The organism is Streptomyces sp. NPDC001717 (assembly GCF_042892775.1).
GTDB lineage: Bacteria > Actinomycetota > Actinomycetes > Streptomycetales > Streptomycetaceae > Streptomyces.
Map to the genome: position 1 here is coordinate 20,787 of NZ_JBIAUK010000042.1, position 14,782 is coordinate 35,568.

Consider the following 14,782-nt stretch of genomic DNA (forward strand, 5'->3'; position numbering starts at 1 on the left):
GCCCGTCAGGAAGAGGCGTCCCGGGAGAAGCCCAGCCTGGTGCGGAGCGGGACGCGTTCGTCCGTGGCCACCGCCGCCGCGCCGTCCGTGACCGTCTCGTAGACCGCCAGGATGTCCGCCCCGACCGTGGACCAGTCGAAGCGGCGGACGTGGGCCGAGCCCCGGGCGCTGAGTTCCGCGCGGCGCTCCGGGTCGCGCAACAGGGCGATGGCGCCCTCCGCGAGGGCGTCCGCGTTCTCGTTGGCGAAGAGGTCGCCCGCGCCGCCCTGGTCCAGGACCTGCGCGAAGGCGTCCAGGTCGGAGGCGAGGACCGCCGCGCCCGCCGAGAGGGCCTCGACCAGGATGATGCCGAAGCTCTCGCCGCCGGTGTTCGGGGCGACGTACACGTCCACGCTGCGCAGCAGCCGGGCCTTGTCCTCGTCCGAGACCATGCCGAGGAATTCGACGCGGGCACGGAGGTCCGCGGGCAGGGAGGCCACCGCCTCCTCCTCGTCGCCGCGGCCCGCCACGAGGAGGCGTACGTCCGGGCAGGCCTCCACGATCTTCGGGAACGCCGCCATCAGCACGGGCAGGCCCTTGCGGGGTTCGTCGATGCGGCCGATGAAGCCCAGGGTCCGGCCGGACCACTCCGGGTTCGGGTCGGCCTTGGCGAAGAAGTCCACGTCGACGCCGTTGGGGATGACCACGGCGTCCCCGCCCAGGTGCTCGACCAGGGTGCGCCGCGCGTACTCGCTCACCGCGATCCGCGCGCTGATCTTCTCCAGCGCCGGCTGGAGGATCGGGTACGCCGCGATCATCGCCCGCGAGCGCGGGTTCGAGGTGTGGAAGGTGGCCACGATCGGCCCCTGCGCCGCCCAGCAGGACAGCAGCCCCAGGGAGGGGGAGGCGGGCTCGTGGATGTGGATCACGTCGAAGGTGCCGTCGTGCAGCCAGCGGCGCACCCGGGCGGCGGAGAGGAACCCGAAGTTGAGACGGGCGACGGAGCCGTTGTACGGGACGGGGACGGCCCGACCGGCCGAGACCACGTAGGGCGGCAGCGGGGTCTCGTCGTCGGCCGGGGCCAGCACCGACACCTCGTGGCCGAGGCGGATCAGGTGCTCCGCGAGATCGCGGATGTGGAACTGGACGCCGCCCGGCACGTCCCACGAGTACGGGCACACGATGCCGATCTTCACTACGGCCGCTCCTCCAGGTCGTCGAGCCACAGCCGCTGCAGCATGTGCCAGTCCTCCGGGTGCTCGGCGATGCCCTCGGCGAAGGCGTCCGCGAGCGCCTGCGTCATGGCGTCGGTCTTCTCGGCCCGGGTTCCGGTCTTCGGCACCTCCACCGCGGGGTGGAACCGGCCGTACATCTTCGGCGAGTCCCCGTAGTACAGGGTCACCGGGAGCAGCACCGCACCCGTCTGCTGCGCCAGCAGCGCCGGCCCGGCCGGCATGCGCGCCGCCCCGCCGAAGAAGTCCACCTCGACCCCGGAGGCCGACAGGTCCCGGTCCGCGACCAGGCAGATCAGGCCGCCGGAGCGGAGCCGGCGGGCGAGGGTGCCGAAGGCGGCGCCGCCGCTGTGCGGCAGCACCTCCATGCCGAGGCTCTCGCGGTAGGCCACGAAGCGGTCGTAGAGGCTCTCGGGCTTGAGGCGTTCGGCGACCGTGGTGAAGGGGACCCCGAGGTGGCCCGTGACCCACGCCCCGGCGAGGTCCCAGTTCGCGAGGTGCGGGAGGGCCGCGATGACCCCTCGCCCGGAGGCGATGGCCTCGCGCAGGATGTGGTCGTCCTTGAACTGGACGTCCTCGCCGAACCGTTTCGGGTCCATCGTCGGCAGCCGGAAGGACTCCATCCAGTACCGCATGTACGAGCGCATGCCCGCCTGCGACAGTTCGCGCAGCCGCTCGGGCGTGGCGTCGGGCACCACCCGGGCCAGGTTCGACTCCAGGCGCAGCACGCTCTTGCCGCGCCGCTTCCACGCGTAGTCGGCGATGCGGCGGCCGAGGGCCACGGCGGCCGGTTCGGGCAGCTTCTTCACGCCGGCCCAGCCGAGCCCGTACACGGCGTCGACCAGCTTGTCCTGTGCCTTGCCCATCAGGCGGCACCGCCCTCGGCGGGAGAGGCCGCGGCCGCGTCCGCCTCCGCCGACTCGCGGCGTACGGTGACGACCCGCTGGATCAGCGTGATGAGCGAGCCCACCGCCACGATCCACAGTGCGATCGGCAGCAGCACCCCGATCCAGGAGGGCACGCCGAAGGTCTGCAGGCCGGACAGACCGGCCGCGACCAGCGAGATCACCAGACGCTCGGCCCGTTCGATCAGCCCGTTGACGGCGACCGGCAGCCCGATCGACTCGCCGCGGGCCTTCGTGTACGAGACCACCTGCCCGCTGGCCAGGCAGAAGATCGCGACCGCGCACAGCGCGTTGTCGTTCCCGGTGCCCGCGTACCAGAGCGCGAGGCCACCGAAGATCGCCGCGTCCGCGACCCGGTCGAGGGTGGAGTCGAGGAAGGCGCCCCAGCGGCTGGAGATCCCGGCCTGGCGGGCCATGTTCCCGTCCACCAGGTCGGAGAAGACGAAGACGGTGATGGTGATGGTTCCCCAGAAGAACTCTCCCCGGGGGAAGAAGACCAGCGCTCCGGCCACCACTCCGGCCGTGCCGATCAAGGTCACCGCGTCCGGGCTCACCCCCCGCCGGAGCAGAAAAGCGGCGAATGGCGTGAGAACACGCGTGAAGAATGCACGCGCGTACTTGTTCAGCATGGCCTTCCCGGAGGGTCGCTGGGCCGCGCGGCCACAACGGCCACCGGCTGGCCCATCGTAGCCGGCACGCCGCCCCGGGGACGCCGCGCACCCACCGGTTACCTCCGGTTGCACCGCGCGCCGTCCCCCGGGCCCCCGCGGGGCCCTCCCGGGTACGACGTATGGACGCGGTGTGACAGCGGTGCAAAGCTCGAAGGACACCCACCTCCTCACCGTCACCACCGGGAGGCACGAGAATCATGGGAGCCACATCACACCAAGCCGGAGCCGCCGGCAGGGCACTGACGGCCGACCGGCCGAGCTCCATACGGAACGTCGTGCTGGTCGGCCACAGTGGATCCGGAAAGACCACGCTGGTCGAAGCCCTCGCCCTGACCGCCGGAGCGGTCAACCGGGCGGGCCGCGTCGAGGACGGCGGGACCGTCTCCGACTACGACGAGATCGAGCACCGCCGACAACGCTCCGTCCAGCTCTCCCTCGTCCCCGTCGAATGGGGCGGGATCAAGATCAACATCCTGGACACCCCCGGATACGCCGACTTCGTCGGTGAGCTCAGGGCCGGTCTGCGCGCCGCGGACGCGGCCCTTTTCGTCGTCTCGGCCTCGGACGGCGTCGACGGGGCCACCCGCATGGTCTGGGACGAGTGCGAGGCCGTGGGCATGCCGCGCGCCATCGTCGTCACCCACCTGGAGGCGGCCCGCTCGGACTACACGCAGATGACGACCGTCTGCGGCGAGATCTTCGGCGCCGACGACCCCGATGCCGTCATCCCCCTCTACCTGCCCCTGCACGGCCCCGCCGGGGCCGACGGCCACGCCCCCGTCACCGGCCTGCTCGGCCTGCTCTCCCAGCGCGTCTACGAGTACTCCTCCGGCTCCCGCGTGGAACGCGACCCGGATCCGCAGGAGCGCGCCCTCATCGACGGCGCCCGCTCCCGCCTGATCGAGGGGATCATCGCGGAGAGCGAGGACGAGAGCCTCATGGACCGTTATCTCGGCGGCGAGGACATCGACCTCAAGACCCTCGTGGACGACCTGGAGCGGGCCGTGGCCCGCGGCACCTTCCACCCCGTCCTGATGGCGGCCCCCGCCGCCGACGGGGGCAAGCAGGGCCTGGGAACCGTGGAACTCCTCGAACTGGTCACCGGCGGCTTCCCCACTCCCCCGGAACGCCCCGCCGTGAACGTCACCGCCCCCGACGGCTCCCCCCGCCCCGCCGTCACCTGCGATCCGGACGGGCCGCTCGTCGCCGAGGTCGTCAAGACCTCCTCCGACCCGTACGTCGGCCGCGTCTCCCTCGTCCGCGTCTTCTCCGGCACCCTGCGCCCCGAGGCGACCGTGCACGTCAGCGGCCACGGGCTGGAGGACCGCGGGCACGAGGACCACGACGTCGACGAGAAGATCGGCGCCCTCAGCTCGCCCTTCGGCAAACAGCAGCGCGTCCTGAACCACTGCATCGCCGGCGACCTGGCCTGCGTGGCCAAACTCACGCGCGCGGAGACCGGCGACACCCTCTCCGCCAAGGACGACCCGCTCCTGATGGAGCCCTGGACGATGCCCGACCCGCTGCTCCCCCTCGCCATCGAGGCGCACAGCAAGGCCGACGAGGACAAGCTCTCGCAGGGCCTGGCCCGGCTCGTGGCCGAGGACCCGACGATGCGGCTGGAGCAGAACCCGCACACCCACCAGGTCGTCCTGTGGTGCCTGGGCGAGGCCCACCAGGACCTCGCCCTGGAGCGGCTGCGCACCCGGTACGGCGTCCAGGTCGACGCCGTACCGCACAAGGTGAGCCTGCGCGAGACCTTCGGCGGCAAGGCCGCCGGGCGCGGCCGGCACGTCAAGCAGTCCGGCGGCCACGGCCAGTTCGCGATCTGCGAGATCGAGGTCGAGCCGCTCCCGCCGGGCAGCGGCATCGAGTTCGTGGACAAGGTGGTCGGCGGCGCGGTGCCGCGCCAGTTCATCCCGTCCGTGGAGAAGGGCGTACGGACGCAGGCCGCGCGCGGGGTGGCCGCCGGCTATCCGCTGGTCGACGTGCGCGTCACCCTCCTCGACGGCAAGGCGCACTCGGTGGACTCCTCCGACGCCGCCTTCCAGACGGCCGGCGCGCTGGCCCTGCGCGAGGCCGCCGCCGAGGCCCGCATCGAGCTGCTCGAACCGGTCGCCGAGCTCGCGATCCTCGTCCCCGACGAGTACGTCGGCCCGGTCATGAGCGACCTCGCGGGCCGCCGGGGCCGGGTCGTCGGCACCGACCAGGCAGGTCCCGGGCGCACCCGGGTCCGCGCCGAGATCCCCGAGATCGAGATCGGCCGGTACGCGGTCGAGCTGCGCTCCGTGTCGCACGGCACGGGCCGCTTCGCCCGGGCCTACGCCCGGCACGAGCCGATGCCGCCGCAGATCGCGGACAAGGTTCGCGAACAGACGGAGAAGGGAAGCAAACTGACATAGCGTCGGGAAGGGCCGCCCACCAACCCGCTTGCGGTGGGCGGCATTTCCCTGTCCCATGACCATGGGGCGGGATGCGCCGATAGGCTCGTCGGCGCACCGAAGAGCACGAACGCACAGCGATGGGGTGGGGGCAGCGGTGGCGGACGACGGATTCGACTTCAGGCCCGGAGCGCAGATTCCTCTCCAGGGCGGTGGCGGGCAGACGGCGGCGACCAACGCGCTGGCCTCGGCCGCGTACCGCGACGGCGGCGGCGACACGAAACTCGAAACGATCCTCACCGCCAACAGCGAGAACCACCCCGCCACGATCAAGGCGGGCAAGATATCGCTCTTCGAACCCAACCTCGGCGAGGCCTTCTGCCGGGCCGTGGAGGCCCGCACGCTCGGCTCCGCCCGCAAGCCGCTCATCCAGTCCTTCGGAGCCGACCCGCAGACGGTCGTCGAGCACTGCCTGGCCGCCACCCGCATCCGCAAGGAGCGCGACGGCAAGCTCCGGCTGATCATGCTCGTCTGCGGGGTGCTGTTCCTGCCGGGTCTGCTGCTGTGGCTGGGGCTCTTCCAGCTCCGCAAGACGCTCGCCAAGAACGAGGGCAAGCGCGCGTCGTGGATGGGCACCGCGGTACTGGTCGGCATCGCCCTGGTGGTGGCGGTCCTGATGTTCCGGCTGCCGCTCACCGGCTTCCTCGGCCTCTACCTGCGCGGCATGGTGATCGCCCCGGCCTTGGGCTGGCTGCTCGCCCGCCGGCTGTGCGAGTCCACCGCCGCCGACCTGCGCTCCCGCTGGGACGGCCTGCTGGCGGGTGACGGGATCGGCGCGAAGATCCCCGAGGCCGTGCCCGGCAACCCCGACGAGAAGGCCCGCGAGGACCTGCGCCACCAGCTCGCCAAGCTGACCGCCGAGGACCGGAGCAACCAGGTCTTCTACGCGGGCCCCAAGGGCATCCTCGGCATGGGCACCCGCTGGGGCAGCTGGCAGATGGCCGAGGAACTCGCGCCCACCACCGAGGGCTCCGAGATCCACCCCTTCCGCAGCTGGGACGTCATCAGGGCGATCGACACCCAGCTCCGCAAGCTGGAGCGCGGCCCCCTGCACACCGGGGGCTTCCCGACGGCCGCCATCCAGCACTGGATCGTCACGCCGATCGGCGAGGGCGCCGGAGAGGTGGCCCGCCCCGCCGGCGAGAACATCGACAACTTCCTGATCAAGTCGCACGAGATCACCCGGATCTGCAACGAGCAGCAGTTCAGCTCCGGCAACCGGCACTACCTGGGCATCCAGTACCCGCTCTGGGACGGCCAGCTGGTCATCAACATGCTGGTCACCGTCACCGTGCTCTACAAGACGCTGCGCGTGGACGTCACCGCGCACGCGCTGGGACCCGTACACGGCCTGTTCACGACGAAGTCGAAGGCCCCGGTGGTGGAGGTCCCCAAGAGCATCCGCTTCTGGGAGACCGTCGAGCGCCCGCAGCCGCTGGTGGACACCAGCGAGGTGGTGCGCCTCGCCGTCCGGGCACCGCTGACCTGGTTCCCCCCGGTCCTGGACTTCCTCGGCGGGAAGCTGGTCCTGCCCGAGCCCTTCGGCATCCGGCACGTGTGGGCCGGCTCGATGTGGCGCCACCGCTTCATGGCCGACGACGCCCTGCGCACGGTGGCCCCGGTGCTGCGCGCGGTCCACGCCGCGACGTTCAAGGTCCTGGAGGAGAACGGCGTCGACATCGACCGCTTCACCAACCGCTCCTCGATCATGAGCGGCCTCATCCAGGAGCCGGCCCCGCGCAAGGCGGACGTCTACGACGCGTAGGCGGGGCGGCCTAAGCTGAGGTGATCCCCCGAGGAGGCAGCATGACGGAGCGCAAACCGCCTGGCGTGGACATCGAATCCTGGGTGGACCGGCAGATCAGGGAGGCCGCGGACCGCGGCGAGTTCGCGGAGCTGCCGGGCTTCGGCAAGCCGCTGGCCTCGCTCGACGCGCCCTACGACGAGATGTGGTGGATCAAGGGGAAGATGCACCGCGAGGGCTTCTCGGCCCTGCCGCCCTCGCTGGCACTGCGCAAGGAGGCCGAGGACGCCCTGGAGGCGGCCCGCGCGGCCCGCTCCGAGCGGCAGGTGCGGGCGATCCTCACCGAGATCAACGAGAAGATCGCCGCGGCCCTGCGCATGCCGCCGCAGGGCCCTGCGTTGAACCTGACCGAGTACGACGTCGAGGCCGTGCTGGAGGAGTGGCGCGCGGCGCGCGCCGGCTGAGCGCTCCCCCGCCGCCGTCCGCGACTCAGTCCGTGGGCCAGGCGTCCGCGAGCATCTGCCGGGTGTCCGCGAGGAGCTGCGGCAGGACGCGGGTGTGACCGACGATCGGCATGAAGTTCGTGTCCCCGCCCCAGCGGGGCACGATGTGCTGGTGCAGGTGCGCGGCGATGCCGGCGCCGGCGGCGCTGCCCTGGTTCATGCCGATGTTGAAGCCGTGCGCCCCGGAGGCCTTGCGCAGCGCGACCATGGCCCGCTTGGTGAGGTCCGCGAGCTCGGCGGTCTCCAGCGCGTCCAGATCGGTGTAGTCGGCGACGTGCCGGTAGGGGACGACCATGAGGTGCCCGCCGTTGTACGGGTACAGGTTGAGCACCGCGTAGACGTGCTTGCCGCGGGCGACGATCAGCCCGTCCGTGTCCGACATCTCCGGAATCCCGCAGAAGGGACACCCGTCTCCGGCCTCGGGGCCGGTGGGCTTGTTCTCGCCCTGGATGTAGGCCATCCGATGCGGGGTCCACAGGCGCTGAAACCCGTCATGCGTGCCAACGCCGTTCTGCTGCTCCGGCTCACTCGTCATGGCGGCAAGCATATGACCTTGCCGGTACGGACGGAGAAGGCCCCCGGAAAGTGATCACTTTCCGGGGGCCTTCTCGGGTCGTGCGGGTCCGTCAGACCTGGACGCGGTCCGCGACGACCTTGGCCAGCTTGGCCAGCGCCTCGTCCTTCGGGATGCCGTTCTCCTGCGAACCGTCGCGGTAGCGGAAGGAGACGGTGCCCGCGGCCATGTCCTCGTCACCGACGATGATCATGAACGGGACCTTGAGCTTCTGGTGGTTGCGGATCTTCTTCTGCATGCGGTCGGAGGAGGCGTCCACCTCGACCCGCAGGCCCTGCTTCTTCGCCTCGGCGGCGAACTCCTGGAGGTACTCCACGTGCCCGTCGCCGATCGGGATGCCGACCGCCTGGACCGGGGCCAGCCACGGCGGCATGGCGCCCGCGTAGTGCTCCAGCAGCACGGCGAAGAACCGCTCGATGGAGCCGAACAGCGCGCGGTGGATCATGACCGGCCGCTGGCGCGAGCCGTCGGGCGCGGTGTACTCCAGGTTGAAGCGCTCCGGCAGGTTGAAGTCGAGCTGCACGGTCGACATCTGCCAGGTGCGGCCGATGGCGTCGCGGGCCTGCACGGAGATCTTCGGACCGTAGAAGGCCGCGCCGCCCGGGTCGGGGGTCAGCGGGAGGCCCTGCTTCTCGGCGACCTGCTGGAGGACTGCGGTCGCCTCCTCCCACACCTCGTCCGAGCCGACGAACTTCTCCGGGTCCTTGGTGGACAGCTCCAGGTAGAAGTCGGTCAGACCGTAGTCGCGCAGCAGGTTCAGCACGAAGGTGAGCGTGCGGTCGAGCTCCTCCGCCATCTGCTCGCGGGTGCAGTAGATGTGCGCGTCGTCCTGGGTGAAGCCGCGGGCCCGGGTCAGGCCGTGGACCACGCCGGACTTCTCGTACCGGTACACGGTGCCGAACTCGAACAGGCGCAGCGGCAGCTCACGGTAGGAGCGCCCGCGCGCGTCGAAGATCAGGTTGTGCATCGGGCAGTTCATGGGCTTGAGGTAGTAGTCGGTACCACCGTCGAGCTGCATGGGGGGGTACATGCCCTCCGCGTACCAGTCCAGGTGGCCGCTCTTCTCGAAGAGGGCGCCCTTGGTGGCGTGCGGGGAGTAGACGAACTCGTAGCCCTCCTCCTCGTGCCGGCGGCGCGAGTAGTCCTCCATGGTCCGGCGGATGATGCCGCCGCGCGGGTGGAAGACGGCGAGGCCGGAACCGATCTCGTCCGGGACGGAGAAGAGGTCGAGCTCGTTGCCGAGCTTGCGGTGGTCGCGCTTCTCGGCCTCGGCGAGGAAGTCGAGGTGCGCCTTCAGCTCCTCCTTCGACGGCCACGCGGTGCCGTAGATGCGCTGGAGCATCGGGTTCTTCTCGCTGCCGCGCCAGTAGGCGGCCGCGTTGCGCATCAGCTTGAAGGCCGGGATGTTGCGGGTGGTGGGCAGGTGGGGACCGCGGCAGAGGTCCTTCCAGCACAGCTCGCCGGTCTTCGCGTCCAGGTTGTCGTAGATGGTCAGCTCGCCGCCGCCCACCTCGACGTTCGCGCCGTCGTCGGTCGACGCGGAACCCTTGATGCCGATGAGCTCCAGCTTGTACGGCTCGTCGGCGAGCTCCTCGCGGGCCGCCTCGTCGGTGACGACGCGGCGGGCGAAGCGCTGGCCGCGCTTCTGGATCTCCTGCATCTTCTTCTCGACGGCCTTCAGGTCCTCCGGGGTGAAGGGCCGGGCCACGTCGAAGTCGTAGTAGAAGCCGTCGCGGACCGGCGGGCCGATGCCCAGCTTGGCCTCGGGGAAGAGCTCCTGCACGGCCTGCGCCATGACGTGCGCGGTCGAGTGGCGCAGGATGTTCAGGCCGTCCTCGGAGGAGATCTCCACCGGCTCGACGGTCTCGCCGTCCTTCACCTCGTACGAGAGGTCCTTCAGCTCGCCCGCGACGCGCGCGGCGACGATGGTGCGCTCGCCGGCGAAGAGCTCCGCCGCCGTAGTGCCCGTGGCCACCACGCGCTCGTCCCGCTCGGAATCGCGTTGGATGATCACACGGACGTCTGACACCGGTCTCTCCTGACTCAGGGGGTGCGCTAGCGAACACTGCGCGCCTGAATCGTACCGAGCGGAGTGGCCGCGCCGCTAAACGGTTACCGCGGGTGGGGCGCACCGGCCCGTCCGGCTCCGCGCCGCTGCCGGGCCGCGCCCCCTCCTCTTCCGGCGGCGGCCGGTCCGACCCGGGATCCGAGGGGCGGCGCGGGCGGCGGAGCCCGCACCGTGAGGCCCTGGCCCGGGATCGGGGGCGAACCTCTGCCGTGGGGCGCGGCGGCGGTGCGTGGGGCGGCCTCGTCCCGACCGGATCGCCCGGGCCGCGTACGCCGTGGGGGCGGTCCCGGCGATGGGTCCCTCCCGGGGACTCGATTTCGGCCGTGGCGAATTCCTTCCCCACTCCGGGCCCGAGTTCGGCTTCATTCGCTCGAACAAGTAGTTGAGCAACTCCGCACCGTCACCCTATAGTTTGCCGCGACCACGGCCGACCAAGGGGCTCGACTCCCCTTTTCGACAGCAGATTTGGTGTCGGCGAGAAGACCGCGACATAGGGGGATGAATCATGAACATGAAGCGCACCCTGGCACTCCTGGCAGCCACAGCCGGCATCACACTCGGAATGGCCGCCCCGGCAAGCGCGTATGACTGCCAGAAGGGGTTCTTCTGCTTCTACTACAACTCCAACCTGGGCGGCTCGCACTGGATGACGGCCGACGATCGTCCCAACCTCACGGGCGAGGTCTTCAGTACGTGGGCCGCCGGGGAGGGTCAGCCCGTGAAGAACAACGCCGCATCCGTTTGGAACAACGCGGGCTATTGCTACCGGGTCTACTACAACTCCAACTACTCCGGCCCGTACGACACCGTCCAGGGCTACACGTCCCGGAACCTGGTGAACACGTACAACGACAACGCTTCCGTCCGAAGCATCATCTGCTGAGCGAGCGAGCCGGTGAAATGGGCCGTCCCTTCCCCTGCGGCGCGTGCGGGCACGGCGATGCTCCTGCTCCCCCTGCTCTCCCTGCTGCCCGCGTGCTCGTCCGGCGAAGCCCCGGGCCCGCCCGCGGTGCGGCAGGTCGATGACAACAGGGCCCTGAAGCTGCCCCTGGACGCGTACCTGCTGACGACCACGGATCTGGACGTGCTCGTCCGGGGGCGGGAATCCCTCGTGCGGCGGTGCCTCGCCAGGATGGGTGCGCAGTATGCGCCCAAGGCGCCGGGGGGCATCGCGACCGAGGACAACGAGCGGCGTTACGGTCTGGCCGATGCGGAACTCGCCAAGGGGTACGGCTACCACCTGCCCGGCGCGCAAAAGCCGGCCCCGGAATATCCGGCGTCCATCGTGCCGCTCGTCAGCGGCGAGGCGACCACGTTCAACGGCGCTCCCGTCCCCGAAGGCGGGTGCGCCGGAGAAGCCCGGAGGGAGTTGCACGAGGCCGAGCTGCAGCAGGCCATGGACATCCCCCAACGCCTCAACATGGAGAGCTACCGGAAATCGCAGCAGGATCCCGCGGTGACGGAAGTCGGCCGAAAATGGTCGCAATGCATGGCCGAATCCGGGCATGAATACCCCGATCCCATGTCCGCGATCAACGACCGCGAGTTCAGTGCCGCGACACCCGGCGATCACGAAAAGGAAGTCGCGCTCGCCGACGTGCTCTGCAAGCAGAAGGTGAATCTGATCGGCGTGTGGTCGAAAACCGAAAGCACCTATCAGCAGGCCTTGATCGCATCAAATGCGGACGTTCTGGCCGGACACCTGCTCGCCAAGCAGAAAACCATGGCGCTCGCGCGGGCCGCGATCGGGCAATAGGCCGCGATCGGGCAATGGGTCGCGATCCGGCAATGGGTTCAGTCGTCCGACGGCAGCACGTCCGCCGGGTCGAAGGCCTCGTCCAGTGACTTCATCAGCCGGTCCCGCTCGACCTCGTCCAGCGGGACCGGTGTCACGTCCGCGGCGTCGGTCAGCCGGCGGAAGCCGCCGCGCCGCTGCAGGCGCCCGCTGACCCGGATCGGCAGCCCGGCCAGGTGTGCGTGGACCGCCACCCGGTACGACTCCTCGTCGAGGGCGGCCCGGACGTACGGGACCTCAGCCCCGGCCAGGACCCGGACCCGGACCGTGCCGCCACCGCCCGCCGCCGCCCGTCGCATCCGCACCACCGCCCCCGCGATCCGGACCGTCACGGCCGGCTCGTCGCGGGTGTAGCGGGCGGCCGCCTCCCGCAGCACCGGAAGGTCGCCCGGCGAGAACTCCACCGGTTCCGGCCGGGCCGCGCAGCCCGCCGGGACCCCGGCGGCCGGGGCCCACCCGAGTGTGATCCGCGCCCCCTCCGAGCCCCTGACCAGCGCGATGAGCCCGTCCGCCAGCTCCCGGCTGACCCCCGCCTCCACCGCCGCGTCGAAGGCCTCCATACCGCCGGTGGCCCGCTGGTAGTCCACGGCCTCACGCGCCGCGTGCAGGGCGTGGTGCAGCCGCTTCACCGTGCCCCGCCCCCCGTCCACGGGGACGTACGCCGTGAGCCTGCGGCCGCCCGGCGAAGGGCCCACCAGCACCCCGTCCAGCGCCCGTTCGGCCTGGCCGCGGTGGCGGGCCCCGTAGTAGCCGGCCCGCGCCCGGTCCGCCAGCGCCCCGGCCAGCAACAACCGCCGCGCCGCCGCTCGCAGTCGCTCCTGCGCCGTCCAGTCGGCCTCGCCCTGGAGTCCCCGCGCGCCCTCCCGCTCCCAGCGGACCTCGTCGCTGGGCACGCTCAGCCCGTACAGCACCTCCCGCGCCGACGGCAGCCCGCTGCGGGACAGGGCGGTGAGCGCCTCTTCCAGCAGGTCCGCGCAGTCGGGGAAGGCGCTGCTCTCCGGTACGAGCAGGCTCGTACCGGAGCCGGCGGGCGGGGTCCAGCGTCCGTACCGTCCGGCGGCCCCGCCCCGGCGCAGCCAGCCGTGCCGGTGCAGGAGGGCGCCCAGCACCGCGGGGTCGACCTGCCCGGGATCGGGCACGGCCGGGTCGGCGAAGCCCGGCTGCGGCAGTGGTTCGAGGTGCGGCGGGTTCCAGTGCATCAGGGTGTCCCTCCCGACCCGACCCGGGTCATGATCTCGCACAGCGCGCGGTCGTCGAAGATCCGCGTGGTCGGGATCCGTACGGTGGTCCGGCGCCGGCCGGTCACGGGGTGTCCCGCCAGGTTGGTCCAGTAGCAGCAGTGCCGCAGGTCGAGCCGGTCGTGCCCGGCGGCGAGCCACTGGTCGCGCTCCCGGGGGACGAGCATCACGACGAGGATCTTGTGGACGGCGACCGGGGTGCGGGCCAGCTTCACGAGGTGCTCGTTGTCGAGGGTGAAGGCGAAGGTGGGCCCGGGCGGCCGGGGCGGTATCTGGTACGTCGCCTTGAGCTGCACCTTGATGGTGACCTCGTCGTCGACGACGTGCTCCGGGGCGCCGTGGCTGACGTGCCAGTCGATGCCGTTGTCGGGAAAGGGCTGTGAGAGCGAGCAGCCGGCCGCGGCCGCGACGGCGTGCAGGTATCCCACCTGGAGGGTCTCCATGCAGGCGGTGGTGGCGAGTGTGCCGCGCAGCGGTCCGGTCGACGGACCGGTCCGTCCCTGCAGCACCCCGCCCTGTTCGGGCTGCGCGAGCGCCATGGCCGGCTCCCCATGCCTTCCGGGCTCTGCCGTCTGTGGTGGTCGGGGTGACGACCGGTCATGTGTGCGGTCCCCCAGGGGTGTTGTCTCCGCAGCCGGGCCACCGCAAACGGCGTACGCGACAAAGAGCACGGGTATCACCGATGCGGGAGAAGGTGGCACGTTTTCAAGGCAGCGTTGCCGAGTGCACCTCATCTGCCGATCGGGGACGAGGAGTTCGCCATGACACGCTGGTACGAGGGGCCGCTGGCCGCATTCGACACCGAGACCACCGGAGTGGACGTCGAGCAGGACCGGATCGTGTCCGCCGCGCTCATCGTCCAGGAGTGTGCGGGCGGCCGGGTCCGCACCACGCGCTGGCTGGTCAATCCCGGGATCCCGGTGCCCCCGGGCGCCACGGAAGTGCACGGGCTCACCGACGAGCACCTCCAGCGCAACGGCCGCTGGCCGGCGCCGGTGGTGGAGGAGATAGCCCGCGCGCTCGGCGAGCAGCAGGTGGCGGGCCGCCCGGTGGTGGTGATGAACGCGCCGTTCGACCTGACGCTGCTCGACCGGGAGTTGCGCCGGCACCGGGCCTCCTCGCTGGCCCGGTATCTGGACAACCGTCCGCTGACCGTGCTGGATCCGCGCGTCCTGGACAAGCACCTGGACCGGTACCGCAAGGGCCGCCGCACCCTGACGGACCTGTGCGAGCACTACGGGATCGAGCTGGAGGGCGCCCACGACGCGGCGGCCGACGCGCAGGCCTCGCTGGAGCTCGTGCGGGCGGTGGGCCGCCGGTTCGCGGCCCGCCTGGAGCGGCTGACCCCGGCGGAACTGCACACGCTGCAGGCGGTGTGGCACGCGGCACAGGCGCGCGGTCTGCAGGCGTGGTTCGCGCGCCAGGGGACGCCGGAGCCGGTGGACCCGCACTGGCCGCTGCGGCCGGACCTGTCGACGGCGGCCTAGCCCGGAAAATGAGGGAGGCCGGTCCGTGAGTAACACGGACCGGCCTGTCCCGGTGGGCGATACTGGGATCGAACCAGTGACCCCTTCGGTGTGAACGAAGTGCTCTCCCGCTGAGCTAATCGCCCGGGAACGCACTGAACAATAC

At 71.2% G+C, this 14,782-nt stretch carries 13 protein-coding genes and 1 tRNA gene; 6 read left to right on the forward strand and 8 right to left on the reverse strand.

Annotated elements, in window-relative coordinates; translation table 11 throughout:
* Positions 1–5: 5 nt before the first annotated feature.
* The 3 genes from ACFYZL_RS37050 to pgsA are packed head-to-tail and all read right to left on the reverse strand — an operon-like array spanning position 6 to position 2,745.
* Entirely contained in the window at positions 6–1,175 is a 1,170-nt protein-coding gene (locus ACFYZL_RS37050; protein ID WP_384752329.1) for a glycosyltransferase family 4 protein, read from the reverse strand.
* Positions 1,175–2,077: a phosphatidylinositol mannoside acyltransferase gene (locus ACFYZL_RS37055; RefSeq protein ID WP_384752332.1), complete on the reverse strand. Its 903-nt coding sequence runs from the start codon at positions 2,075–2,077 to the stop codon at positions 1,175–1,177. Before ACFYZL_RS37055 ends, ACFYZL_RS37050 begins: the two co-directional genes overlap by 1 nt.
* Positions 2,077–2,745, reverse strand: coding sequence for a phosphatidylinositol phosphate synthase (gene pgsA / locus ACFYZL_RS37060; protein WP_384752335.1), 669 nt, complete (start codon positions 2,743–2,745; stop codon positions 2,077–2,079). The genes ACFYZL_RS37055 and pgsA overlap by 1 nt, the downstream gene beginning before the upstream one ends.
* A 239-nt stretch (positions 2,746–2,984) precedes the next feature.
* Between pgsA and ACFYZL_RS37065 the strand changes: the two genes are divergently transcribed.
* From ACFYZL_RS37065 to ACFYZL_RS37075, 3 genes are all read left to right on the forward strand, one after another.
* Positions 2,985–5,189: an elongation factor G-like protein EF-G2 gene (locus tag ACFYZL_RS37065; protein WP_388685273.1), complete on the forward strand. Its 2,205-nt coding sequence runs from the start codon at positions 2,985–2,987 to the stop codon at positions 5,187–5,189.
* A 136-nt stretch (positions 5,190–5,325) separates the two neighbouring features.
* Positions 5,326–6,993: a hypothetical protein gene (locus ACFYZL_RS37070; RefSeq protein WP_384752341.1), complete on the forward strand. Its 1,668-nt coding sequence runs from the start codon at positions 5,326–5,328 to the stop codon at positions 6,991–6,993.
* 41 nt (positions 6,994–7,034) lie between these two features.
* On the forward strand, positions 7,035–7,436 hold the full coding sequence (locus tag ACFYZL_RS37075; protein WP_384752343.1) for a DUF1992 domain-containing protein: 402 nt from the start codon (positions 7,035–7,037) through the stop codon (positions 7,434–7,436).
* Positions 7,437–7,461: 25 nt separating this feature from the next.
* Here the strand turns inward: ACFYZL_RS37075 and ACFYZL_RS37080 are convergent, their stop codons facing one another.
* Both ACFYZL_RS37080 and thrS read right to left on the reverse strand, forming a co-directional pair.
* Entirely contained in the window at positions 7,462–8,022 is a 561-nt protein-coding gene (locus ACFYZL_RS37080) for an HIT family protein (RefSeq protein WP_384752346.1), read from the reverse strand.
* Positions 8,023–8,101: 79 nt separating this feature from the next.
* Complete coding sequence (thrS, locus tag ACFYZL_RS37085) at positions 8,102–10,078, reverse strand: threonine--tRNA ligase (RefSeq protein ID WP_388685277.1); 1,977 nt, start codon at positions 10,076–10,078, stop codon at positions 8,102–8,104.
* A 544-nt stretch (positions 10,079–10,622) separates the two neighbouring features.
* Here thrS and ACFYZL_RS37090 point away from each other — a divergent pair.
* Positions 10,623–11,000, forward strand: coding sequence for a peptidase inhibitor family I36 protein (locus ACFYZL_RS37090; RefSeq protein ID WP_384752352.1), 378 nt, complete (start codon positions 10,623–10,625; stop codon positions 10,998–11,000).
* A gap of 57 nt (positions 11,001–11,057) precedes the next feature.
* Complete coding sequence (locus ACFYZL_RS37095) at positions 11,058–11,873, forward strand: hypothetical protein (RefSeq protein ID WP_388685280.1); 816 nt, start codon at positions 11,058–11,060, stop codon at positions 11,871–11,873.
* A gap of 38 nt (positions 11,874–11,911) precedes the next feature.
* Here the strand turns inward: ACFYZL_RS37095 and ACFYZL_RS37100 are convergent, their stop codons facing one another.
* Both ACFYZL_RS37100 and ACFYZL_RS37105 read right to left on the reverse strand, forming a co-directional pair.
* The gene (locus ACFYZL_RS37100) at positions 11,912–13,111 is read right to left on the reverse strand and encodes a hypothetical protein (protein WP_384752357.1); all 1,200 of its coding nucleotides are present in this window, start codon (positions 13,109–13,111) and stop codon (positions 11,912–11,914) included.
* Positions 13,111–13,689 (reverse strand): DUF4365 domain-containing protein, encoded by a 579-nt coding sequence (locus ACFYZL_RS37105; RefSeq protein WP_384752360.1) that lies wholly within the window; start codon positions 13,687–13,689, stop codon positions 13,111–13,113. The genes ACFYZL_RS37100 and ACFYZL_RS37105 overlap by 1 nt, the downstream gene beginning before the upstream one ends.
* A gap of 222 nt (positions 13,690–13,911) precedes the next feature.
* Between ACFYZL_RS37105 and ACFYZL_RS37110 the strand changes: the two genes are divergently transcribed.
* A complete protein-coding gene (locus tag ACFYZL_RS37110) occupies positions 13,912–14,637 on the forward strand; it encodes a 3'-5' exonuclease (RefSeq protein ID WP_384588614.1) in 726 nt (241 codons plus the stop codon).
* A 53-nt stretch (positions 14,638–14,690) separates the two neighbouring features.
* On the opposite strand, the gene ACFYZL_RS37115 is transcribed toward ACFYZL_RS37110, so the two are convergent.
* Positions 14,691–14,762: transfer RNA gene (locus ACFYZL_RS37115), tRNA-Val, on the reverse strand.
* Positions 14,763–14,782 lie beyond the last annotated feature (20 nt).

What these genes read in the sequence shown, in the direction of transcription:
- ACFYZL_RS37100 (WP_384752357.1), bottom strand. Translation starts at nt 13,111, where the DNA reads ATGCACTGGAACCCGCCGCACCTCGAACCACTGCCGCAGCCGGGCTTC.
- ACFYZL_RS37095 (WP_388685280.1), top strand. Translation starts at nt 11,058, where the DNA reads ATGCTCCTGCTCCCCCTGCTCTCCCTGCTGCCCGCGTGCTCGTCCGGC.
- ACFYZL_RS37075 (WP_384752343.1), top strand. Translation starts at nt 7,035, where the DNA reads ATGACGGAGCGCAAACCGCCTGGCGTGGACATCGAATCCTGGGTGGAC.
- ACFYZL_RS37090 (WP_384752352.1), top strand. Translation starts at nt 10,623, where the DNA reads ATGAACATGAAGCGCACCCTGGCACTCCTGGCAGCCACAGCCGGCATC.
- ACFYZL_RS37055 (WP_384752332.1), bottom strand. Translation starts at nt 2,077, where the DNA reads ATGGGCAAGGCACAGGACAAGCTGGTCGACGCCGTGTACGGGCTCGGC.
- ACFYZL_RS37065 (WP_388685273.1), top strand. Translation starts at nt 2,985, where the DNA reads ATGGGAGCCACATCACACCAAGCCGGAGCCGCCGGCAGGGCACTGACG.
- ACFYZL_RS37110 (WP_384588614.1), top strand. Translation starts at nt 13,912, where the DNA reads ATGACACGCTGGTACGAGGGGCCGCTGGCCGCATTCGACACCGAGACC.
- ACFYZL_RS37105 (WP_384752360.1), bottom strand. Translation starts at nt 13,689, where the DNA reads ATGGCGCTCGCGCAGCCCGAACAGGGCGGGGTGCTGCAGGGACGGACC.
- pgsA (WP_384752335.1), bottom strand. Translation starts at nt 2,745, where the DNA reads ATGCTGAACAAGTACGCGCGTGCATTCTTCACGCGTGTTCTCACGCCA.
- ACFYZL_RS37080 (WP_384752346.1), bottom strand. Translation starts at nt 8,022, where the DNA reads ATGCTTGCCGCCATGACGAGTGAGCCGGAGCAGCAGAACGGCGTTGGC.